The sequence below is a fragment of the Glycomyces algeriensis genome, assembly GCF_027622855.1.
Lineage (GTDB): Bacteria > Actinomycetota > Actinomycetes > Mycobacteriales > Micromonosporaceae > Glycomyces > Glycomyces algeriensis.
This window is the reverse complement of record NZ_JAPZVR010000004.1, coordinates 327,921-349,727: the sequence shown is the minus strand read 5'-3', so window position 1 is coordinate 349,727 and position 21,807 is coordinate 327,921. Positions and strand designations below refer to the sequence as shown.

Sequence of the window (21,807 nt, the reverse complement as noted above, 5' to 3'; positions counted from 1 at the left end):
CCCCCCCCCCCCCGGGGCCCGCCTCGCGGGGGGGGCCGGCGGGCCCCCCGGCCGGGGGCCCCCCCCCCCGCTCCAGTCCGGTTAGCCGACCGGCGGGTAGGCGTTCGCGAGGAGCTCAGCGAACTGCTCGCTCGACCAGTGGCCCGAGAGCGGCATCTCGCCGCGCGCCCCGCTCATGTTGAACCCGTTGCGGATGTTGCCCTCGTAGGCCGGGTCGCACATCTCGTCGAAGCCCTTGCCCTCGTCGTTGTCGATCGGCTCCGAAGCGCCGTCCGACTCCCCCGGGGGCTTGATCCACACGTAGGCGTCGATCCCCGCCTCAGGCGAGGCCTGCGGCCGCTCGCCGAGGCCGGCGCCGGCCTGGTTGCACCAGTTGCCCTTCTGGAACCGCTGGTCGATGCGCGACTCGTCCACGAACGTGGCCGGATCGGTCGAGGTCGAAGGACCGGCGGGCCGGTCGGCGCCGCCCCAGCCGTTGCGGCTGGTGTCGATGAGCATGCCGATGTCCGAGTTGTAGCCGTTGGCGATCAGCTCGTCGCGGAACGCGGTCGAGAAGTCGATCTCGCCGTTGAAGTCGTTCCAGTCCACCCACTTGATGTTCGGGTTCTGGTTGATCGCCTGGCCGCCCACGACCTGGTCGACCTCCCAGTGCGGCTCCTCGAGCGCCGAGTAGTTCGCGGTGTTCGTGATGAAGCCGTGCACGTGGTCGGCGGTCATGCCGTTCTCGCCGATGAGCGAGCCGAACAGCGCCGCGGACGCGTTGAAGTTGTCGTACTGCGGGTTCGCGTCGGCCCAGCCGATCCAGCCGTGGTGGCCGGCGTCCAGGTAGTTGTACGTGTTCGGCAGCGCGCCGAGCTCGGCGGCGGCGTAGGAGACGCCGTCGACGTAGTTCCCGTTCGCCTTCATCGTGTCGCAGTTCGCTGTCGCGGTCTCGCGCGGCGAGACGTTCGTGACCAGGTTCGGCAGCGAGTCGATCTCGATGACGTTGACGATCCGCAGGCCGGCGTAGGCCGGGTCGCTCTGGATCGCGACGATCGGGTCGATGTACTCGCTCTTGTACCGGCTGATCTCGTCGGCCTTGAGCTCGCCGTTGGAGGCGAGCGCCGCGCAGTCGCGGCCCGGCAGGTTGTAGATCACGAACTGGATGACGTCCGCGCCCTGCGCCACGGCCTCGTCAAGGTGGTCCTTGAGGCCCATCGTGCCGGTGGTGGGGGAGTCGTTGCCCTCGATGGCGCTGATCCGGTCGAGCCACACGCCGGTGGCCTGGTCGGCGACGGCCTCGCCGCCCGGCTCGGCCGCGGCGTTCGCGGCCCACTGCGGGTTGACGTAGACCTGCGCGCCCTCGTACGGGTTGTCGACCTTCGCCTGGGCGATGTCGCCGTCCTGCTCCTGCGCGCCGGCGCTGGTCAGGGCCACGGTGCTCACGGTGGCGGCGGCGAGCGCCGCCGCGGCCATGGCGCCTAGGCGCTGCTTCCTTCGACTGAGTGTCATGTGCCTTCCCTCGATTGATAGTCGGGCTTGACGGCGGCTGGCGAGCACGTGTCGCGTGCTCGATCGGCCGCCCGGTCGGGAGCGGCTCCGCGGGTACCGGGTGGACACGGAAGCGCTCCCAAACTTCACATCGAAGTTTGCCTATGTCTCACTGTGATGTCAAGGGTCTCGATCCCGGAGAATCCAGAATTTTCCCATTGGCGGCAAGTATGGCGACTCAGTGTATTCGCCCGACTTCAAAAAGTGAACAAATGCCCTTTATGGAACAAAAGGACTCCACTTTGGAATTACAAGATCTTCAGGCAGCGAAAAACCCGCGCCGCCGCTTGCTGCTGCAAGCGGCGGCGCGGGTTTGATGCTCCGCGGCGCTTCGGCCCCGAACATGCGAAAAGCCGGTACCGGGCGCGTCCTTCCTCGGCCGTGTGCGGACGTGGGGCGCTGCGCGGGACCGGCTTGTGCCGGACGGTCGTTCAGTTCACGGATTCGCGGCCGCTGAGGCGTCCGCGGTGCGGCTGGGCCTGCTGCTACTGGGCGTTACCGGTATCAAAGGTGGTCTGGGCTCCGGCATCGCCCTCGAGCAGTGCCCGCACTTCCGACTCGCGGAACCGACGGTGTCCGCCCGGTGTGCGTATGCTCCCGATCCGGCCTGCGGCGGCCCAGCGCGTCACGGTCTTGGGATCGACGCGGAACAGCGTGGCCACTTCGCCAGGTGTGAGTAGGCGGTCCTCGGTCTCCATGATTTCTTCCTCCCCGTGATGAAGACTCACTTCGTGCGTTAAACCCATTACACCACTATTCAGTCAAACCTGCCATGAGTTCTTGGACATACTTTCGGCTGGTAGGTATTGCCTGAAAGTACCACGCGTATGTCAACGGCGCTCTGGGCTGAATCTGACGCTCTAGGAGTACGCGGGTATGAGGTAGGCAGAGGGCGCAAGTGGCAACTCTGGTTATCCTCGACAAGTGGACGAGATCGACCAGACCATCGTGAACCTCTTGCGCACCGACGGGCGTACCTCCTACGCCGAACTGGCGCGGCGGGTCGGTCTCACCGCGCCCTCCGTGCAGGACCGCGTGACCAAACTCGAGAAGAACGGCGTCATCACCGGCTACAAGGCCGTGATCGACTCCGAGGCCATCGGGCTCGGGATCACCGCGCTCATCGGCATCATCCCCGACAACGCGGCCGACCACCGCGACATCTGCGAACGGCTGCGCGCCATTCCGCAGATCGAATCGTGTTATTTCCTGGCCGGCGTCGAGTGCTATCAACTCAAGGTCCGGGTGCCCAAGATGGGCGATCTCGAACAGCTCATCCATCGCGTGGGCGCGATTCCCGGTGTGGCGCAGACGCGCACCACCATCACGCTCTCGACCAAGTGGGAGGACCGGCCGCAGCCGGTCCCGTTCGAGCAGGCGGACTGAAATGCGCATCGTCGACCGGGCGCGGCCGCGCCGCTGGACCGACTGGGCGATCACCACAGTGGAGGCCGACGCGAACCGCTCGGCCGACACCCACCTGCTGCCGTTCCCGCTGCCGGGCGACTGGGGCGTGGACCTGTACCTCAAGGACGAGTCGACGCATCCGACAGGCTCGCTCAAGCACCGGCTCGCGCGCTCGCTGTTCCTGTACGCGATCTGCAACGGCTGGATCGGCGAGGGCACGCCCGTCATCGAGGCCTCGAGCGGCTCGACCGCGGTCAGCGAGGCGTACTTCGCGCGGATGCTCGGGCTCCCCTTCACGGCCGTGATGCCGCAGTCGACGAGCGCCTCGAAGATCGCCCTCATCGAGTCCTACGGCGGCAAGGCGCACCTGGTGCGCGAGGCCGGCCAGGTGTGCGCCGAGGCCGAGCGGCTCGCCGCCGAGAGCGGCGGCCACTTCATGGACCAGTTCACCTTCGCGGAGCGGGCCACCGACTGGCGCGGCAACAACAACATCGCCGAGAGCATCTTCGAGCAGATGCGGCTCGAGCGGCACCCGGTGCCGGCCTGGATCGTGGTCGGCGCGGGCACGGGCGGGACCTCGGCGACCATCGGCCGCTACGTGCGGTTCCGCAAGCACGCCACGAACCTGTGCGTGGTCGACCCCGAGCACTCGGCGTTCTTCGACGGCTGGCGCGAGGGCGACCCGGACGCGACCGCCGAGCGCGGTTCGCGGATCGAGGGGATCGGGCGGCCCGCCGTGGAGCCGTCGTTCATCCCCGACCTCGTCGACCGCATGGTGAAAGTGGACGACGCCGAGTCGATCGCCTGCGTGCGCTGGGCCTCCGAGCGGCTGGGGCGGCGCCTCGGCGGCTCGACCGGGACGAACCTCGTCGCGGCGCTCGCGATCATCGCGGAGATGCGCGAGGCGGGCCGAGGCGGCAGCATCGTGACGCTGCTGTGCGACTCCGGGCAGCGCTACGGCGGCACCTATTTCGACGACGACTGGGTCGCGGCCCAGGGCATGGACCTGGAGGCGGCCAAGGCGAAGCTCGCCCCGCTGCTGCCCGCCTGACCGCTCGCCCGGCGGATCCGACCGCTCGCCGTGCCGCACCGACCGCTCGTCGGCCCGCGGCCGCCGCGCCACTTGTGGCGAAAACCCGCAGAGGGTTACGATTCCCGCCAAGCAAATCGAGGATTGCGAGTATATGGATTCCCTCGCGCGCCCGGCACCGCTTGGGGAACCGCATCCGACCGATCCGCCGCAGCTTTGAATCGTTTCAGGAAAGAATCCTGCCCGAAGCCCCCGCACACTCCGACCGGTCCCTCCTCGCCCGGGCCGCGGCACGGCCCGACCTCCCACACTGGAGCGCACACATGACCAACGCACACGGCAATCCGTTCAGCGCCAAGCTCTCCCGCCGCAACCTCGGCCTCCTCGCCGGGATCGGCGCCGGCGCCGCGGCGGGCGGCTTCCTCGGTGCGGGCGCCGCCAATGCGGCCTTCACCCCCGGCACCTGGTACGTCCTGCAGTCCCGCCTCTCCGGCCTCGTCTTCGACCTCTCGGCCTCGACCGCCAACGGGGCCAAGCTCGTCCAGCAGGCCCGCAACGACGCCAACCAGCAGCAGTTCCGCTTCGTCGACGCGGGCGGCGGCTACTACAAGATCCAGGCCCGCCACTCCAACCTGGTGCTCGACGTCTACGCGAAGTCCAAGGCCAACGGCGCCGACATCGTCCAGTGGACCGACAACGGCGGCGTCAACCAGCAGTGGCAGATCCTCGACGACGGCACCTACCTGCGGTTCGTGAACCGCGACTCCGGCAAGGCCCTCGACGTCTGGGAGCGTTCAACGGCGGCGGGCTCGCGCATCTCGCAGTACGACTCGAACGGCGGCACGAACCAGCAGTTCAGAGCCCTTCCGGCCGGCACGCCGAGCCAAGGCAACCCGACGATCTACGTCGCCTCCGACTCCACCGCCCAGACCTACAACGCCTCGGTCCACCCGATGACCGGCTGGGGCCAGAAGCTCGGCGGCTACTTCGACACGAGCACCACGATCGCCAACCACGCGATCGGCGGGCGCTCCTCCCGCTCGTTCATCGAGCAGGGCCGCCTCACCACGATCCTCAACGCGATCAAGCCCGGCGACTACCTCTTCGTCCAGTTCGGACACAACGACGCCTCGACCGGCAACCCCGAGCGGTACACCTCGCCCGCGGACTACAAGATGTACCTGCGCGACCACTACATGGCCGGGGCCACCGCCAGGGGCGCTACCCCGGTGCTCCTCACGCCGGTCAACCGCCTCGACTACAACTCGTCCACCGGCAGGTTCAACGAGTCGTTCGCGACCTACGCCGCCAAGGTGCACGAGCTGGTGAACGAGACCGGCGTGGCCATGATCGACCTGGGGGCGCGCTCGCGCACCTACCTGAACTCGATCGGCTACGACCGGGCGCGCTGGGAGGTCTTCATGCACCTGCGGGCCGGGCAGTACCCGAACTACCCGGACGGCCTCGCCGACTCGACCCACTTCCAGGACAACGGCGCGAACCAGATGGCCCGCCTGGTCGCCGAGGGCACCAGGGCGCTCCCGCTGCCGATCGCCGGCCACGTCCGCTAGCCCAGCCGCAGGCTCCGGCCTGCGCCTCGGACCCCTGGGAAACCCTCCCGGGGGTCCGCCGCCCCCGCCCGATCGAACGGAAGTTCTCGAATATCGACATGTATTGACTTTTCAAGGACCGCTCGGTACCGTCCCTCCATAGAAACCGCTTGCCCGGCAATCGTCCTCGGAATTGAAACGATTCATATCCGAATGCCCGGCTCGCCCCCTCCCTCCTCACTACGGAAGTGAACATGAGGCCCATGACTCCTCCCCCTCCCCGATGGCGCCGCGCCCTCGCGGTCGTCGCCGCCGGGGCCACCGCGCTCGCGGGCGTCCTCGCCGCGGGCGCGCCCTCGCAGGCCCAGGACGACGAGATCACCGTCTACCTGGCCTCCGACTCCACCGTCCAGACCTACGACCCCTACTGGGAGCCGCAGGCCGGGTGGGGCCAGGTGATCGACCGCTACTTCGACGAGAACGTCACGATCGCCAACCACGCGATCGGCGGGCGCTCATCGCGCTCGTTCATCGAGCAGGGCCGCCTCGACGCGATCCTGAACGAGATCCAGCCGGGCGACTACCTGTTCGTCCAGTTCGGACACAACGACGCGACCGCCTCGGTCCCCGAGCGGTACACCTCGCCGGACGACTACAAGATGTACCTGCGGGACCACTACATCGCGGGCGCGATCGAGAAGGGCGCCGTCCCGGTGCTCGTCACCCCGGTCTCGCGACGCAGCTTCAACGCCGAGACCGGCGAGTTCAACGTGTCCTTCGGCGACTACGTGAACAAGGTCCACGAGCTCCACGAGGAGACCGGCGTCGCGATGGTCGACCTCTCGGCCTCCTCGCGCGCCTACCTCAACGAGATCGGCCCTGAGGAAGCGAAGTCGGTGTTCCTGCACGTCCCGGCCGGGGTCTACCCGAACCGGCCGAACGGCACCGCCGACGACACCCACTTCCAGGAGTACGGCGCCATCCAGATGGCCCGCCTGGTCGCCGAGGAGACCGCCACCCTGGGCCTCCCGCTCGCCGAGCACGTCGTGGACGTCGCGCCGCCGGCGAACGCGCCTGCCGCGCCGACCGGCCTCAAAGCCGCCACTGTGGCCAACGCGAGCGTGACCCTCAACTGGGACACCGCCGACGACGCCGACATCTACCGCGTGTTCGTGCGCGAGCCCGGCGCGGAATGGCGCCTCGGCTCCACCGCCACCGTGGGCGTCGGCCGCGTCTCCGGCCTCGAAGAGGACACGGCCTACGAGTTCGCCGTCGCGGGCGTCAACGGTAAGGGCGAGGGCGAGAAGTCCTCCACTTTGACCGTCACCACCGCGACCGCCGGGTTCAAGTACGACTTCGGCCCCGCCTCGCAGACCGTCGCGCCCGGGTACACCGAGGTCAACCGCGGCACCGCCTACACCGCGGAGCTCGGCTACGGCTTCACCACCGACATGGCGAGCGCGATCGACCGCGACCGCGGCGTCACCGCCGACCCGCTCGGCTCCGACTTCGTGGCCTGGTTCGGCGGTTCGTACGACTTCGCCGTCGATGTGGCGGACGGCCTCTACACCGCCCGCGTCATCACCGGCGACTACGTGGGCTCGGCCCGCGCGAACGTGAAGTTCGAGGGCGTCGACTTCGGCGCGGCCAACGCCGCCTCGAAGGCGATCCTCACCAAGGACTTCGAGGGCATCACCGTCGAGGACGGCCAGCTCAACGTCACCGTCTCCGGCCAGACCGGCCACCTCAACGGCCTCGAGCTCACCCGCATCGGGGACGTCCCCGGCGGCGGCGGGGAGGGCCCCGACGAGCCGTGCACCGAGTGCGCCGAGCAGATCGAGAGCCTCGACCGCGCCCCGGTCGCCGTCAGCGTCGAAGGCGGGAACTTCCTGAGCTGGCGCAGCCTCGCGCTGGACCCGGAGGGCCTCGCGTTCAACGTCTACCGCGACGGCCGGCTCATCACGCCCGAGCCGACGCAGCTGACCAACCTCACTGACCAGGGCGGCACCGCGAACGCGACCTACTGGATCGCCACGGTGTCCGAGGGCGTCGAGACCGGTTACACCAAGGCCTTCGAGGTCTGGGACGACCAGTACATCGACATCGACATGGACCGCCCCGCAGGCGGCACCACCCCCGACGGCGTCGCGTACACGTACGCGCCCAACGACGCCACGGTCGCCGATGTGGACGGCGACGGCGTCTACGAGCTCATCCAGAAGTGGGACCCGTCGAACGCGAAGGACAACTCCAAGAGCGGCTACACCGGGAACGTCTACGTCGACGCGTACACGCTCAGCGGTGAGCGCCTGTGGCGCATCGACCTCGGCCGCAACATCCGGGCCGGGGCGCACTACACGCAGCTCGTCGCCTACGACCTCGACTCCGACGGCAAGGCCGAGGTGGCCCTCAAGACCGCCGACGGCACCGTGGACGGCGAAGGGACCGTGATCGGCGACGCCGCCGCGGACTACCGCGGCACCGACGGCCGCATCCTGCAGGGCCCGGAGTTCCTCACGGTCTTCAACGGCCAGACCGGCGCCGCGATGGAGACCGCCGACTGGGCGCCCGCGCGCGGCGACATGTGCTCGTGGGGCGACTGCTACGGCAACCGCGGCGACCGCCTCATGCTGGCCGTGGCCTACCTCGACGGCGTGCACCCCTCGCTGATCACCAACCGCGGCATCTACGCCAAGAGCGAGATCACCGCCTGGAACTGGGACGGCGACAACCTGCCGCAGCTGTGGACCTTCAGCTCCGACCGCTGGGGCGGCAAGTACGCGGGCCAGGGCAACCACCAGATGTCCATCGCCGATGTGGACGCGGACGGGCGCGACGAGATCGTGTTCGGCGCGATGACCATCAACGACGACGGGACGCCGCTGTACTCGACGGGCCTCGGCCACGGCGACGCGCTGCACGTCTCGGACTTCGACCCTTCAAATGAGGGCCTGGAGATCTTCAGCCCCTTCGAGTGCATGAGCTGCTCGGGCAACAAGGCCGGCGCGTTCCGCGACGCCGACACCGCCGAGGTACTCTGGTCGATCCCGGGCACCCGGGACACCGGCCGCGGCACCTGCGGCGACATCGACCCGAACTACGCGGGCGCCGAATGCTGGGCCGCGAGCACCACGGGCGCCTGGAACTCGCGCGAAGGCGAGCTCCACGCGGCCGACGGGACCCTGATCGGGAACGCCATCCCGTCCGCGAACTCCATGGTCTGGTGGGACGGCGACCTCGGCCGCGAGGTCTTCGACCACGAGTTCAACGAGCCGGACTACGTCCCGGTCTACCCGTACATCGCCGAGTGGGACTACGAGACGGGCACGCAGTCGGAGATCTTCACTCCCGAAGGCGTGGACACCAACAACGGCACCAAGGGCAACGCGGTGCTCACCGGCGACCTGCTCGGGGACTGGCGCGAGGAGGTGGTCCTGCGCAAGGAGTCGAACGACGGCGTGCGCCTGTTCACCACCACGATCGCCTCGGACCACGCGCTGCCGACGCTGATGAACGACCCGCAGTACCGCCTCGCGGTGTCGTGGCAGAACGTCTCGTACAACCAGCCGCCGTGGCCGAGCTTCTTCCTCGGCTTCGACATGCCCGCCCCCGAATGGGAGACGGTCACCTCGGGCCCGGTCCGCGACAGCGCCGCGGCGCCGTACGCGGCCGCGTCCTGCGAGGTCGAGTACCGCGTGGCGGCCGACTGGGGCGACGGCTTCGTCGTCCAGCTCAAGGTCACCAACACCGGTGACGCCGCGATCGACGAGTTCGACCTCGCCTGGAAGTCCGGCGGCGTCACCTCGGTCGAGCACGACTGGGGCGGCACCATCGCGATCGACGGCGACGCCATGGCGGCCGACCCGGCCTTCTGGAACTTCCCCCTGAAGCCGGGCCAGACCAAGCAGATCGGCTACCAGGGCACCGGCGACCCGCACGACCCGGGCATGTTCCTCATGAACGGCCAGGTCTGCACCACCGCATAACCGAACGAGACCGACGGCCCGGGCGCATCGCGCCCGGGCCGTCAGTCTTTTGCCTCGGGGTTGTGGAGGCGGCCGGTCTCGTAGGGGATGGGGGTGCGTTCGTACAGGTCGATGGCCTTGCCGTGCAGGGAGGTCGCCGTCCAGGAGGCGGCGAGGAGCATCATGACGTTGAAGAGGTAGAGGAAGACGAGGAGGCCGACCGCGGTGGTCACCGCCTGGTAGGCGGGGCGGTCGGAGACGTGGAGGACGTAGATGCGGCCCAGGGTCTTCAGGAGCTCCATGCCGACCGAGACCGCCACCGAGGCCCAGACGACCCGCCGCAGGGGCATGACCACGCGCGGGAGGGCCTGGAGCAGGACCAGCGCGAGCAGGGCGTTCGCGATGAGGCCCACGAGGACCGAGATGCCGCGGACCACCAGCGCGAGGTTCCCGGTGGCCTCGTCGAGCTCGAACCAGGCGAGCACCCATTCGGCGCCGGCCGTCGCGCCGATCGTGATGAGCAGCAGCGTCGAGATGCCGATGAGGATCAGGAAGTCGATCGCCCACCGCAGGAACGGGTTCCCCGGCTGCGCGTCGAGCCCCCAGATGAGCCGGATCGCGGCCCGCACCGACTGCACCCAGGCGACCCCGGCGACGACGAGGGCGACGGCCGCGAAGATGGTGACCGACTGGCGGGAGTCCTCGAGGACGCCGATGTCGATCACCGGCAGGTTCGTGGAGAGCCATTCCTCGACGGACTGGTAGATCTCGGGGGAGTTGAGCAGGTACCCGAAGATCGCCAGTGCCAGCAGCGAGAGCGAGAACGCCGCGAAGAACGCGTAGTACGAGATGGCCGCGGCCAGCTGGCCGCCGTGGACCTCGCCGTACCGCTCGCCCGCGCGCCACGAGTGGTCCACCAGATTGGACCGCTGCCGAGCCCCGAGGAGGACGCGGTCCCACCAGGCCCCCAAGTCAGGGAATTTCACGTGCCGATTCTGCCAAAGCCGGACCCGCCGCGGCGGCCCGACGCGTCAGTCGCGGATGACCCAGGCGTCGGGGTCCTCGAGGAGCTTGGTGACGGAGGTGGGGAGGTCGTCGTTCGCGACGGCGGCGAGCGAGACGGATTCGAGGATGTTGCGCTCGGAGACGCGCAGTGCGATCCACACGTTCGTCATGGCGGTGGCGGTGCCGGAGTAGGGGACCGCTTCGGGGCGTTCGCCGCGGACGCCGACGAGCGGGCCGTCGACGGCGCGGATGACGTCGGCGAGGCTGATCTCGCCGCCGGGGCGGGCCAGCTGGTGGCCGCCTTCGGAGCCGCGCTTGGAGGTGGCGATGCCGCCGCGGCGCAGCTGGAGCAGGATCGATTCGAGGAACTTGCGGGGGATGCCCTGGTCCTCGGCGATCTGCTCGGCGGAGACCCACCGCTCGCCGTACCCGGCCAGGGCCACGGCGGCCCGCAGTGCGTAGTCGACGCGGGCGGACAGGCGCATGGGGACTCCTTCGTACTCAGAGGCGAACAGTTCCGACTCTATCTCCCGGAAGCGGTTCCTCCGGCGGCCGACGGGCGGTCTGTGAGGCGCCCGGTGCCTCTGCGGTCAGTCAATCGTCGATGAGCAGCCGCAGGTACGCGGCGGTTTCGGCGGCGGCGAGGTCGGCGTCGCCGGCGATGATGGCCTCGATGGCGCGCGAGTGGTCTATGTGCGGTTCCTCGGCGAGGTTGGGGCCGAGTCCGGCGCGCACGGTCTCGCGGAGCGATTCGGCGAGTTCGGAGTACAGCTCGGCGAGGAGCTTGTTGTGGCTGGCCTCGGCGACGGCCTGGTGGAGGGCGATGTCGGCGGCCACGAAGGACTCGGTGTCGTTGACCTCGTGGGTGGCTTCGCGTTCGGAGAGGAGGATGCGGAGCCGGGTGATGTCGGCTTCGTCGCGGCGGTGGGCGGCGAGGCGGGCGGCCTCGACTTCGAGGCCGCGGCGGACCTCCATGGCGTCGGAGGCGGGGCTGGCGGCGATGCGGCGGCGGACGGCGGCGGTGACCTCGCTGCGGCCGACGACGAAGGTGCCGGCGCCTTGGCGGATCTCGAGGAGGCCTGCGTGGGCGAGGGCCCGGACGCCTTCGCGGATGGTGTTGCGGCCGACGCCGAGGAGTTCCGCGAGTTCGCTCTCGGTGGGGATGCGCGAGCCGATGCCCCACTCGCCGTCGCTGATCTGCTGGCGCAGCTGTTCGATCACCTGATCGACGAGGGCGGACTTGCGTGTCGACTGCAATGCCACTGACGGACCTGACCTCTCCGGAGCGTCCACGGCCGACGGGGGCCCGCCGTGGGAGGGTGCGTGTTTCCCAACACTAGAAGGATTAAAGCAGACAGCCCTCGCGATACCGTTGACAGGCCGTCAATTCATCCTACGAATTGACTCCATCATATCTCGGCAGCTCGGCGAAGCTTGCGAGCCGTAAATGAGCACAGCAGGGCGGACCACCAAGTACGCGACGACTGCCGGAGAGCGGTTACCACCCCACCGGACCACCGCCCGCCTCCCGTCCCCGGAAGGAGCCGTCCGCGTGACGACGACCGACGCGCCCGCGACCGATGTCGAGCACCCCGCCCCCACCCCGCACGCCGAGATCAGCGACCCGCCGATCCCGCCGAAGCAGGCCGTGGCCGCCGCGAGCTGGCTCCTGGTCGCCGGGGTCGTCCTCGCCGCGTTCAACTTCCGCACCGCCGTCACCAGCGTCGGCGCCATCCTCGCCGAACTGCGCACCGGCCTCGGCATGTCAGAGGCCCTTGCCGGGCTCCTCACCACCCTCCCGGTCCTCGCCTTCGCCGGCCTCGGCGCCCTCGCCCCGCGCCTCGCCCGCCGCTACGGCCCCCGCGCCCTGCTCACCGGCGCACTCCTGTGCATGAGCATCGGCATGATCGCCCGCGCCTGGGCCCCCAACGCCGCGCTCTTCCTCCTCTTCAGCCTCTTCGCGCTCGCCGCCGGCGCCGTCGGCAACGTCGCGGTGCCCGTGATCGTCAAGCGCTACTTCCCGAACCGCATCGGGCTCATGACCACCGCCTACTCCACGACCCTCGCGGTCGGCACCGCCGTCGCGGCCGCCGCCACCGCCCCCATCGACCACCTCGCGGGCGACTGGCGCATCGCGCTGGCGGTCTGGGCGCTCCCGGCGCTCATCGCGATCGTGCCGTGGCTGCTGTGGCGGCCCGCGCCCGCCGCGGCCGGGGTCGCGCCGATGGGCCGCCTCGACGGCGTCCGCCGCTCGCGCCTGGCCTGGACGATGCTGCTGCTGTTCGGCTGCCAGTCGGCCATCGCCTACATCCTGATGGGCTGGACGACCACGATCCTGGTCGCGGACGGCATGTCGGCGGCCGCCGCCGGGTCGATGCTGGGCCTGCTCACGATCGTGCAGATCCCCGTCTCGGTGGTCGTCCCGATCCTCACCGTCCGCTGGGGCCCGCGCCCGGTCTTCTTCATCCTCATGAGCTGCTACCCGCCCGCGGTCGCCGGCCTGTGGATCGACGGCGGCGGCGCGCTCACCTGGCTGTGGATGGCGCTGTTCGGCATCGGCACCTCGGTGTTCCCGCTGGTCCTGACCCTGTTCGGGCTGCGGGCCCGCACGCCGGCCGGGACGAGCGCCCTGTCCTCCTTCGCCCAGTCGGGCGGCTACCTCATCGCCGGGGTCGGGCCGCTGGCCGTGGGCTGGGTGTACGGCCTCACCGGCTCGTGGTCGGTCCCGTTCGGCTTCGTCGCCGCGCTCACCGTCGTCCTCTTCTGCGCCGGGCTCTACGTGATCCGCGAGCGCTACATCGAGGACGAACTCGCGCCCGCGCAGTAGGCGCCCCGGACTTGTCGCGACATGTCCGCCTTTGCCGCCGAGCTCGATCGAGTCATTCACTGAATAGGGGACGAAACCACCGAAACGGGCGGCCCCGGAGACGGCCCGAAGCATCCTCGTGACACGATAGTGCCGTGGACCACAACTTCAATTCACGGCCGGCACGCGGGCGCCGTGAAGGTTGTGGAATCGGGGAGGCGAACGTGACCAACGAGGTGCTGTGGCTGCCGCGGCCTGACGCGGTGGAGACGACGAACATCGGGCGGTTCGGCCAGTGGCTGTCCCGCCGGGAGGAGCGCGACCTCACCGGCTATCCGGCCCTGTGGCAGTACTCCGTCGAGCACCTGCGCCCGTTCTGGGGCGCGGTCTGGGAGTACTTCGGCCTCGGCAAGACCGTGCCGGAGCACCGCGTCCTCGCCGACGAGACCATGCCCGACACCGTGTGGTTCCCCGACGAGACCTTCAACTACGCCCGCGCGGTGCTCACCGCGCCCGGCGTGGACGAGGACGACGTGCTCGTGCGCGCCTACTCCGACACCCGCGACACCGTCGAGTGGACCCTCGGCGACCTGCGCGAGGCCGTGGCCCGCGCCCGCGCGGGGCTCATCGCCCACGGCGTCCACCGCGGCGACCGCGTCGCGGCCTGGATGCCGAACATCCCCGAGACCTACGCGCTCATGCTCGCCACCGCGAGCCTCGGCGCGGTCTTCTCGAGCTGCGCCCCCGAGTTCGGGGCCAAGGCCGTGCTCGACCGCTTCGCGCAGATCGAGCCGAAGGTCCTCGTAGCCGTCGACGGCTACAAGTACGGTCCCAAGACCATCGACCGCACCGCCGACCTGCGCCGCGTCGTGCGCGGCCTCGAAGGCCTCGGCTCGGTCGTCACCCTCCCCTACATCGGCGGAGAGGTCGAGGGTGAGACCTGGGACCGCTTCTGCGCGTACGACGAAGGGGTCGCGTTCGAGCCGCTGACCTTCGACCACCCGCTGTACATCCTGTACTCCTCGGGCACCACGGGCCTGCCGAAGGCGATCGTGCACTCCCACGGCGGCATGGCGATCGAGCACGCCAAGATGCACTCGCTGCACCACGACCTGGGCGTGGGCGACCGCTTCTTCTGGTACTCCACCACCGGCTGGATGATGTGGAACTACCTGATGTCCGCGCCGATCGTGGGCGCGGGGATTGTCATGTTCGACGGGGCGCCGGACCCGGCCGGGATGTGGCGCCTCGCCGCCGAGTCCGGCACCACCTACTTCGGCACGAGTGCGCCGTTCCTCATGGCCTGCCGCTCGCGCGGCATCAAGCCCATGGACGAGGCCGACCTGTCCCTCATCCGCGGCATCGGCTCGACCGGCGCGCCGCTCCCCGCGGTGGGCTTCGACTACGTCTACGAGTCCATCAGCGAGACCGCGCAGCTCCAGTCCCTCTCGGGCGGCACCGACCTGTGCACCGGGTTCATCGGCGGCGCGCCCACGGTCCCCGTCTGGCGCGGCGAGCTCTCGTGCCGGTGCCTCGGCGCGGACGTGCAGTCCTTCGACCCCGAAGGCCGCCCGGGGATCGAACGCGAGGGCGAGCTCGTGATCGCCTCCCCGATGCCCTCCATGCCGGTGGGCCTGTGGGGCGACCCGCTCAAGCACCGCTACCGCGACACCTACCTCACCGACTTCCCCGGGATCTGGCGCCACGGCGACTGGATCACCATCACCGACCGCGGATCCGCGGTGATCTCGGGCCGCAGCGACGCCACGCTCAACCGCGGCGGCGTCCGCATGGGCACCGCCGAGTTCTACGCGGTCGTCGAGGCCATCGACGGCGTGGCCGACTCCCTGGTCGTGCACCTGGACGACCCGGGCCAGGACCGGCTCCTGCTCTACATCGCCTGCACCGAGGGGACCGAGCTCGACGACGAGCTGCGCCGCCGCATCGCCGGCGCCCTGCGCGAGCAGCTCTCGCCCCGCCACCTCCCCGACGAGGTGCGCCAGGTGCCCGCGATCCCGCGCACGCTCAGCGGCAAGAAGGTGGAGGTCCCGGTGAAGAAGATCCTCAAGGGCGTGCCGCCCGAGGAGGCGATCGCACGCGACGCCCTCGCCGACCCGGACGCCCTCAAGCCCTTCATGCGGGCATGACCGAGACCTGAGTGACAAGGGACGTTCAATAGCCCGATTTCCTTACGCGGCAAGGGAATTCAGTGAGGTGTGTGCCCGATCGCAGGCGTCCGGCCGCTACTATGCAACGCGTCGCCCCGGTAGGTTTCCCCCGTAGCCGCCGGGGCGGCGCTATGCCTCCCGCGAGCGCCCGCCGCGGCCTCCGCGGCGGGCGCTTGTGCTCCAATAGGCGGCGTGACTGACCAGACCGGCCCCGCCGGGCCCGAACCCCAGCCGGACGCCGCCGCCGAGGACCAGGCTCCGGACGCGGTCGGCGTCGGCCCCTGGGAGGGACCGCTCCCCACGGGTGAGCGGTACGACCCGGAGCTGCTGCGCCTGGGGGACCGGCGCAACGTCGTCGACGAGTACCGGTACTGGCGCCGCGAGGCGATCGTGGCCGACCTGGACGAGCGACGCCACGACTTCCACGTGGCCATCGAGAACTGGCAGCACGACTTCAACATCGGCACCGTCGTGCGCAACGCCAACGCGTTCCTCGCCAAGACCGTCCACATCGTCGGCAAGCGCCGCTGGAACCGGCGCGGGGCCATGGTCACCGACCGCTACCAGCACGTCGAGCACCATGCCACGGTCGAGGCGTTCGTCGACTGGGCCGCCGCCGAGGGCTTGGCGGTCGTGGGCATCGACAACCTGCCCGGCTCCGTCCCCATCGAGACGACCGCGCTGCCGCGCCATGCCGTCCTGGTCTTCGGCCAGGAGGGGCCCGGCCTTTCCGAGCCGGTGCGCGAGGCCTGCTCGATGGTCTGCTCGATCTCCCAGTTCGGCTCCACCCGCTCCATCAACGCCGGTGTCGCCAGCGGCATCGCCATGCACGCCTGGGTGAGGGAGCACAGGTTCGGGCAGAGCCCGACAGAAAACGCAGCCGGGCAGCGCCCGACTGGATGACGCTGCCAGGCAGCGCCCGACAGGGTAGTGCGGCCGGGCAGCGCAGCTGGGCAGCGCCCGACTGGGTAACACCGCCAGGAAACGCGCCTGGCGGCGTTCCGGTACCTGAGAGGCGTTCGTCAGGAATCCGACCGCTCCGGGGTCACCAGATGTCGCCTCGAGGTGGCACTCTGGAATGGAGCACCGCTGTGCTCGGAGCTCCGATGGCGACGAAGCCCCAGGACTCCAGGTGACCGCGCCACTCCTCGTTGGGGGCGTAAGCGAACGGCTCGTGTCGGATACCTGACGCTTCCATAGGGCGGAGGGGGCCGATGCGCCTACATTGAGCCAATGGCGGGTTACTTGGGGTAAGCTCCCGGTCGTACAAGCGAATAGGTTGAATCCGCAGGTAGACGGGCGGAGTCGGGTGAAAGTGGAACCATCGCGTTACGCTGATCCCGGCATCGGGCCGCACGGTTCACACCGTTGTGGCCCAGAAGAAAACTGAAAGCCGAGTCCTGCTCGTACGGTAGACTCGTGCCAGCCTGCGCCAGACGAACGATCGGCCAGGACCCTTGACGGGAGGGGTGAGGAAGTTGAAGAAGTTTCTGACTTGGGGCGGACTTGCGTTCCTGGTGTTCTTTGTGGCCTTCAGGCCGGGCGAAGCCAGTGACGTGGTCGGGAACCTCGCAGGCGGAATCCTCGATGCCGCAAACGGTTTCTCGACGTTCTTCACGAACCTCGTGACCTGATAGCGACGGCACTATGACCGATTCCGGTGCAGGCGGCTCGGGGGACACCAAGGACACCGAGCCGCTGGAACCCCCCAGCCCCCGCGCCCCCGCAGACAGTCCCGTCCCGGGCGCGGACACCCCCACGCGCGAATTCGGCTTCCCTCCGGGAGCGGCCGGGTCCGCGCCGGCGACCGCCGCGAGCGACATCGACGGCGTCCGCTTCGACGACGGCCTCAACAACGGACTGAGCGGCGGCCTCCTCGGCGGCGTGCGCGCGCCGTCCGTGCCGGACGTCCCCTCCCCGATCTCCGCCCGCTACCTCTTCCCGACCGAGAAGTACCGCGGCGAATGGCGGCGGCACTGGGTGCACCTCATGCCCTGGTACGTCGTGGGCACGCTCGCGACCTTCATCATGGGCCTCATCTCCGGGATGCTCACCAAGTCGGGCGTCGACAACACCGCGCTCAGCGTCACCGTCCTCGTCTGGCTGCTCATCCTCGGCTTCGTGGGCTGGAAGATCCTCGACTGGTACATGGACCGGTTCATCCTGACGAACAAGCGGATCATGCTGATCCAAGGGGTCATCACCCGCTCGGTCGCCATGATGCCGCTCGGCCGCGTCACCGACATGAAGTACTCCCAGACGCCGATGGGCCGCATGCTCAACTACGGCGAGTTCATCATCGAGTCCGCCGGCCAGGACCAGGCGCTGCGCAACGTCCCGCACCTGCCGAACCCCAACGAGCTCTACCTCCAGATGTGCGAGGAGATGTACGAGCCCGAGGCCGTCGACGAGCGCGAGGCCGAGCCTGAAGAGGACCTGATCCCCGAAGGCGAGCCCGCCCCGAAGTCCGCCGGAGCTTAAACCGGCGTTCACCGTCCGCACACCCGCCGACACTGTCGGCGGGTGTGCTTCGTCCTGGTCATGACCCACATCGCGGCATCCGATGCCGGGCCCCAAGGGGTTGCACCTACTTCGTATACTCAGTTTGCATCCGACCCTCGGTTGCCAGGAACACCCATCTCTTGGCAGAATTCCGGCCTACGGGGCAACCGTCCGCCGAGGGTAAGTCGTCTGTTCTTCGACCCCCCCAGGGAGACTCGTGAGCGAGACCAAATCGTCCCAGGACGAGGAGTTCCGCGAGTACGTGGCGGCTCGCTCCGCCGCGCTGCACCGAGCGGCGTATCTCCTCACGGGGAACTGGGCAACAGCGGAGGACCTGGTGCAGACGACCTTGACGAAGACCTACCTGGCGTGGAGCCGGATCAGGACTACTGATTCGGTCGACGCCTACGCCCGCCGCATCCTCTACAACACCAACGCCTCCTGGTGGCGCAAGCGGTCCAACCGCGAGAAGCCCACCGAGGTGTTCGAGGACAAGGTCGACCACTCCCGCGACTTCACCGAGCACTCGGCGGTGCGCGACGCCATGTGGCGCCACATCGCGGTCCTCCCCAAGCGCCAGCGCGCGGTCCTCGTCCTCCGCTACTACGAGAACCGCACCGACCAGCAGATCGCCGACATCCTCGGCATCTCCGTCGGCACGGTGAAGAGCCAGGCCTCCCGCGCGCTCGCGGGCATGCGCAAGCGACTCGGCACGCCCTCGGCCGCGCTCGGCCTGGCGATGGAACCGAGGAAGGCGGCATGAGCGAGGACATCGAGGCCCTCCTGCGCAGCGGGCTGGCCGAACGGGCCGACGCCGCGCCCGTCTTCGACGACCCCGGTCTGGCCGACCTCGCGATCGCCGGCGCCGGCCGCCTCCGCCGCCGCAGGCGCGTCGCCGCCGCCGCGGGGGGCGCGGGCCTGCTCGTGCTCGGCGCCGCGGTCGTGTGGAACCCGCTGATCGCGCCCCACGACGGCAAGGGCGACGGCGACATCGCCGCCGCCGACACCAGCACGGTCGAAGTGCAGAGCGAGTTCGGCATGGAGTTCCTCGTCCAGGACGGGGACGGCCGGTACAGCGTGCTCAACGAGGACGGGGAGTCCTTCGCGTTCGACATCGAGGAGCCGAACGCGAACGTCTACAAGCTCACCACCCAGTACATGGCGGAGTCCTCGTCCGACGTGTGGACGATCGGCCTGGACGGCGACGAGCTCGTCAGCGAGCAGAAGCCCTCGATCGACACCTACACGAAGATCAACAGCGCCGGCGACCGCTACGCGATGATCACGCCGAACGCGGAGTACACCGAAGAGGAGTACTCGCTGGTCGACGTCTCCCTCCACGAGCAGTCCGAGACGGTCGGGTTCACGACCAACTCACTCCTCACCCTGGACGACTGGAACGCGAGCACCGCCGTCTTCACGACCGACCTGTACTCCACGACCGGGGGCGAGGCTTCGAGGTACTGGTTCAACGATCAGTTCAACTTCGGCTTCGAGTCGGTGAGCGCCGCCGGCCTGGAGGCCGCGGTCCTCGTCGACCAGACCGATCCGAGCTACGTCTGCGTCGCGGACCTCGACGCCCGGGGCACGGCCAGCACCCAGGAGGAGTGCGGGCCCCTCTCCAGCGTGGTGGTCCAGGAGACGCTCGCCGACGCGGCGGGTGAAGAGGGCGCAGAGGACGCTGCCTCCATCACCGAAGGCGTCGTGTCGATGTACCAGCCCGACGCGATGCTCTTTCCCGACGAGGGAGAAGTGGACTACGGGGAGTACCAGGAGCTGTACGACGACGCGGGCGAGCAATGGGTCGACCCGGCCGGGCGCTGGGTCGTCTGGGCCGACCGCGGCGACGACACCTGGCTGCTCATCGACCACACCGGCGACGAACCGGCAGTGTCCGAACTCCAGCCGCCCGACGGCGCCGTGATGCCCATCGTGAGCTACACCTAACACGCCTGCTCGAATGCGGGGCTGTGACCTGGCGGACTTGACATACTCGCAGCGTGGAATATTTGCTGACGGTCATGGTGACGCTCTTCGTCATCATGGACCCGCCGGGGATCGTGCCGATCTACCTGGCCCTCACGGGGACCATGGATCAGCGCGAGCGCAATCGCGCCGCGCTCCAGGCGACCCTCCTGTCCCTGGGCGTGATCTCGCTGTTCGCGCTGCTCGGCCAGCAGATCATCAGCTACCTCCACATCGACCTGGAGGCGCTGCAGGGCGCGGGCGGGCTGCTGCTGCTCCTCGTCGCCCTCCAGCTCCTCACCGGCCAGGCCGACGAGCCCTCGCAGACCGCCACCTCGAACATCGCGCTCGTGCCGCTGGGCACGCCCCTGCTGGCCGGGCCGGGCGCGATCGTCGCGGTGATCCTGTTCGTGCAGCAGGCCCCGTCGCGCACGGACTACCTGTGGATCGCGCTGGCGATCGTCGTCATCCACATCTCGATCTACCTGGTCATGCGGTTCTCGGGCTTCCTGGTGAAGATCCTGCGGCGCGGGGGCATCGAGGTGCTGACGCGGATCGCGGGCGTGCTGCTGGCCGCCATCGCGGTGCAGCTCATAGCGGATGCCGTGATGGGGTACGTCCAGCTCTTCGAGAGCTCCGCCGGGGCATCGGCCTGGTAGTCGTCCCCGGGTTCATGAACGCTCTGTGATCACAATTTGAGTTCGGTCCACTCACTGTGATTACTTTAGGGTTCAATCAACTCTATGAGTACGATCCTCGATCTCCCACTCCACCCGCTAGCCGTGCACGCACCGATCGTCCTGGTCGGTCTCCTCGTGCTCGGCGGCCTCGTCTACCTGCTGATCCCGCCGCTGCGCCAGCGCATCGGCTGGGCCGTCGCGGCCCTGGTGCTCCTCGCACCCCTGTCGGTCTTCGCCGGGATCTACACCGGGCGCCAGCTCGCCGACTACAAGAAGCCGGACGGCTGGTCCGATGCGATCACGCAGCACCACGATTACGCGTTCCTGCTCTTGTGGACGCTCGTGGCGCTCGTCCCGGTGTGGCTCCTCTTCGCCGGGCTCGACCGCGGCCGCCGCACCGCCCGCGCCCGGGACGTAGAGGCGCCCGCCCCTGCCGAGGACGGCGAGTCCGGTTCGGCGGGCTCGTCCGACCCGGCGGCGACCGGACGCAAGGTCGTCATGTTCATCGTCGGGCTGCTGGCGCTGGCGCTCCTGCTGCTGGCGGCCTGGTGGCTGTTCAAGACCGGGGACGCCGGCGCGCAGATGACCTGGGGAGGCGTCGTCCGCTAGCGGCGGAGTCGAACGACGCGGCCCCGGCCGGGCGAATGCCCGGCCGGGGCCGCTGCGTTTGGGGCACCGGCCCGGCCGCTGCGCCCGGTCAGCCGTTGAGGAGCCCGATGATGAGCACGGTGAACATGAGCGCCACGCTGACGAGGGTGATCCAGTGGGTCACGAGCCGGGCGCGCTGCTCGGCTGCGTCGATGGCGGCGTGGTCCTGGCGCGGCAGCGGCCGGGGCTCGCTCGGCAGCGCCACGGACTCGACCCGCCAGCCGGGCGGCGGCGGCACGTTGACGGGCGGGCCGTCGTACTCGTTGCGGTCGCTCATGCGGGAAGCCTAGCGCCGACGCGCCGAACCGGTTCCAGGGTCGCCGGAGGCGACGCGGGAGTCGGCGGCGTATCCGGCCCCCGGGGTCGGGTGTGGCGGGATCGGAACGCCCCCGGTTTCAATGATCGCGCGCAGGTACGACATGACCGGCCGTACCCGAGTGGCCTGCGGCTGCGGCTGCGCGGCGGCCCCGGACGCGAAAACGGTTCGGCCCGTTGGATCCCTAAGGATCCAACGGGGCCACCCCGGGGTGGGGGGGGTACGCGGGGGGGGC

The 21,807-nt window shown here is 69.4% G+C and carries 20 protein-coding genes; 14 read left to right on the top strand and 6 right to left on the bottom strand.

The genetic code is table 11. The features are described 5' to 3' along the window. Nucleotides 1-81: 81 nt before the first annotated feature. Nucleotides 82-1,491 (bottom strand): glycoside hydrolase family 6 protein, encoded by a 1,410-nt coding sequence (locus tag O2L52_RS10235; protein WP_270115283.1) that lies wholly within the window; start codon nt 1,489-1,491, stop codon nt 82-84. A 197-nt stretch (nt 1,492-1,688) separates the two neighbouring features. On the opposite strand from O2L52_RS10235, the gene O2L52_RS10230 reads away from it, so the two are divergent. After that, entirely contained in the window at nt 1,689-1,847 is a 159-nt protein-coding gene (locus O2L52_RS10230; RefSeq protein ID WP_270115282.1) for a hypothetical protein, read from the top strand. 168 nt (nt 1,848-2,015) lie between these two features. Here O2L52_RS10230 and O2L52_RS10225 read toward each other — a convergent pair whose 3' ends face one another. Then, on the bottom strand, nt 2,016-2,228 hold the full coding sequence (locus O2L52_RS10225) for a BldC family transcriptional regulator (protein WP_270115281.1): 213 nt from the start codon (nt 2,226-2,228) through the stop codon (nt 2,016-2,018). Between the two features lie 226 nt (nt 2,229-2,454). Between O2L52_RS10225 and O2L52_RS10220 the strand changes: the two genes are divergently transcribed. The 4 genes from O2L52_RS10220 (at nt 2,455) to O2L52_RS10205 (ending at nt 9,503) form a co-directional block, all read left to right on the top strand. Then, nucleotides 2,455-2,916 carry an Lrp/AsnC family transcriptional regulator gene (locus tag O2L52_RS10220; protein ID WP_270115280.1) on the top strand — a complete coding sequence of 154 codons (462 nt, stop codon included), beginning with the start codon at nt 2,455-2,457 and terminating at the stop codon, nt 2,914-2,916. Between the two features lies 1 nt (nt 2,917). After that, nucleotides 2,918-3,988, top strand: a complete 1,071-nt coding sequence (cds1, locus tag O2L52_RS10215) for an L-cysteine desulfhydrase Cds1 (RefSeq protein ID WP_270115279.1) — start codon at nt 2,918-2,920, stop codon at nt 3,986-3,988. 302 nt (nt 3,989-4,290) lie between these two features. Next, a complete protein-coding gene (locus O2L52_RS10210; RefSeq protein WP_270115278.1) occupies nt 4,291-5,538 on the top strand; it encodes an RICIN domain-containing protein in 1,248 nt (415 codons plus the stop codon). Nucleotides 5,539-5,780: 242 nt separating this feature from the next. After that, nucleotides 5,781-9,503, top strand: coding sequence for a rhamnogalacturonan lyase family protein (locus O2L52_RS10205; RefSeq protein ID WP_270115277.1), 3,723 nt, complete (start codon nt 5,781-5,783; stop codon nt 9,501-9,503). A 41-nt stretch (nt 9,504-9,544) separates the two neighbouring features. On the opposite strand, the gene O2L52_RS10200 is transcribed toward O2L52_RS10205, so the two are convergent. The 3 genes from O2L52_RS10200 to O2L52_RS10190 form a co-directional block, all read right to left on the bottom strand. Next, on the bottom strand, nt 9,545-10,468 hold the full coding sequence (locus O2L52_RS10200; RefSeq protein ID WP_270115276.1) for a YihY/virulence factor BrkB family protein: 924 nt from the start codon (nt 10,466-10,468) through the stop codon (nt 9,545-9,547). Nucleotides 10,469-10,513: 45 nt separating this feature from the next. Further along, nucleotides 10,514-10,972 carry an RrF2 family transcriptional regulator gene (locus tag O2L52_RS10195; protein ID WP_270115275.1) on the bottom strand — a complete coding sequence of 153 codons (459 nt, stop codon included), beginning with the start codon at nt 10,970-10,972 and terminating at the stop codon, nt 10,514-10,516. A gap of 109 nt (nt 10,973-11,081) precedes the next feature. Then, entirely contained in the window at nt 11,082-11,750 is a 669-nt protein-coding gene (locus tag O2L52_RS10190) for a FadR/GntR family transcriptional regulator (protein WP_270115274.1), read from the bottom strand. A 289-nt stretch (nt 11,751-12,039) separates the two neighbouring features. On the opposite strand from O2L52_RS10190, the gene O2L52_RS10185 reads away from it, so the two are divergent. The 9 genes from O2L52_RS10185 to O2L52_RS10145 all read left to right on the top strand — a co-directional run bounded on the left by O2L52_RS10185 (nt 12,040) and on the right by O2L52_RS10145 (nt 21,217). Then, complete coding sequence (locus tag O2L52_RS10185; protein ID WP_270115273.1) at nt 12,040-13,314, top strand: MFS transporter; 1,275 nt, start codon at nt 12,040-12,042, stop codon at nt 13,312-13,314. 203 nt (nt 13,315-13,517) lie between these two features. Continuing rightward, nucleotides 13,518-15,440: an acetoacetate--CoA ligase gene (locus tag O2L52_RS10180; RefSeq protein WP_270115272.1), complete on the top strand. Its 1,923-nt coding sequence runs from the start codon at nt 13,518-13,520 to the stop codon at nt 15,438-15,440. A gap of 345 nt (nt 15,441-15,785) precedes the next feature. Then, on the top strand, nt 15,786-16,364 hold the full coding sequence (locus O2L52_RS10175; protein WP_373897042.1) for a TrmH family RNA methyltransferase: 579 nt from the start codon (nt 15,786-15,788) through the stop codon (nt 16,362-16,364). A 575-nt stretch (nt 16,365-16,939) separates the two neighbouring features. Then, a complete protein-coding gene (locus O2L52_RS10170; RefSeq protein ID WP_270115270.1) occupies nt 16,940-17,095 on the top strand; it encodes a hypothetical protein in 156 nt (51 codons plus the stop codon). A 13-nt stretch (nt 17,096-17,108) separates the two neighbouring features. Beyond that, the gene (locus O2L52_RS10165) at nt 17,109-17,942 is read left to right on the top strand and encodes a PH domain-containing protein (protein WP_270115269.1); all 834 of its coding nucleotides are present in this window, start codon (nt 17,109-17,111) and stop codon (nt 17,940-17,942) included. Nucleotides 17,943-18,180: 238 nt separating this feature from the next. Continuing rightward, entirely contained in the window at nt 18,181-18,726 is a 546-nt protein-coding gene (locus O2L52_RS10160) for a SigE family RNA polymerase sigma factor (RefSeq protein ID WP_270115268.1), read from the top strand. Further along, nucleotides 18,723-19,910, top strand: coding sequence for a hypothetical protein (locus O2L52_RS10155; RefSeq protein WP_270115267.1), 1,188 nt, complete (start codon nt 18,723-18,725; stop codon nt 19,908-19,910). Before O2L52_RS10160 ends, O2L52_RS10155 begins: the two co-directional genes overlap by 4 nt. A 53-nt stretch (nt 19,911-19,963) precedes the next feature. Further along, nucleotides 19,964-20,587, top strand: coding sequence for a MarC family protein (locus tag O2L52_RS10150; protein ID WP_270115266.1), 624 nt, complete (start codon nt 19,964-19,966; stop codon nt 20,585-20,587). Nucleotides 20,588-20,710: 123 nt separating this feature from the next. Then, nucleotides 20,711-21,217: a hypothetical protein gene (locus O2L52_RS10145; protein WP_270115265.1), complete on the top strand. Its 507-nt coding sequence runs from the start codon at nt 20,711-20,713 to the stop codon at nt 21,215-21,217. A gap of 88 nt (nt 21,218-21,305) precedes the next feature. Here O2L52_RS10145 and O2L52_RS10140 read toward each other — a convergent pair whose 3' ends face one another. Beyond that, on the bottom strand, nt 21,306-21,533 hold the full coding sequence (locus O2L52_RS10140; protein WP_270115264.1) for a hypothetical protein: 228 nt from the start codon (nt 21,531-21,533) through the stop codon (nt 21,306-21,308). Nucleotides 21,534-21,807: the final 274 nt, after the last annotated feature.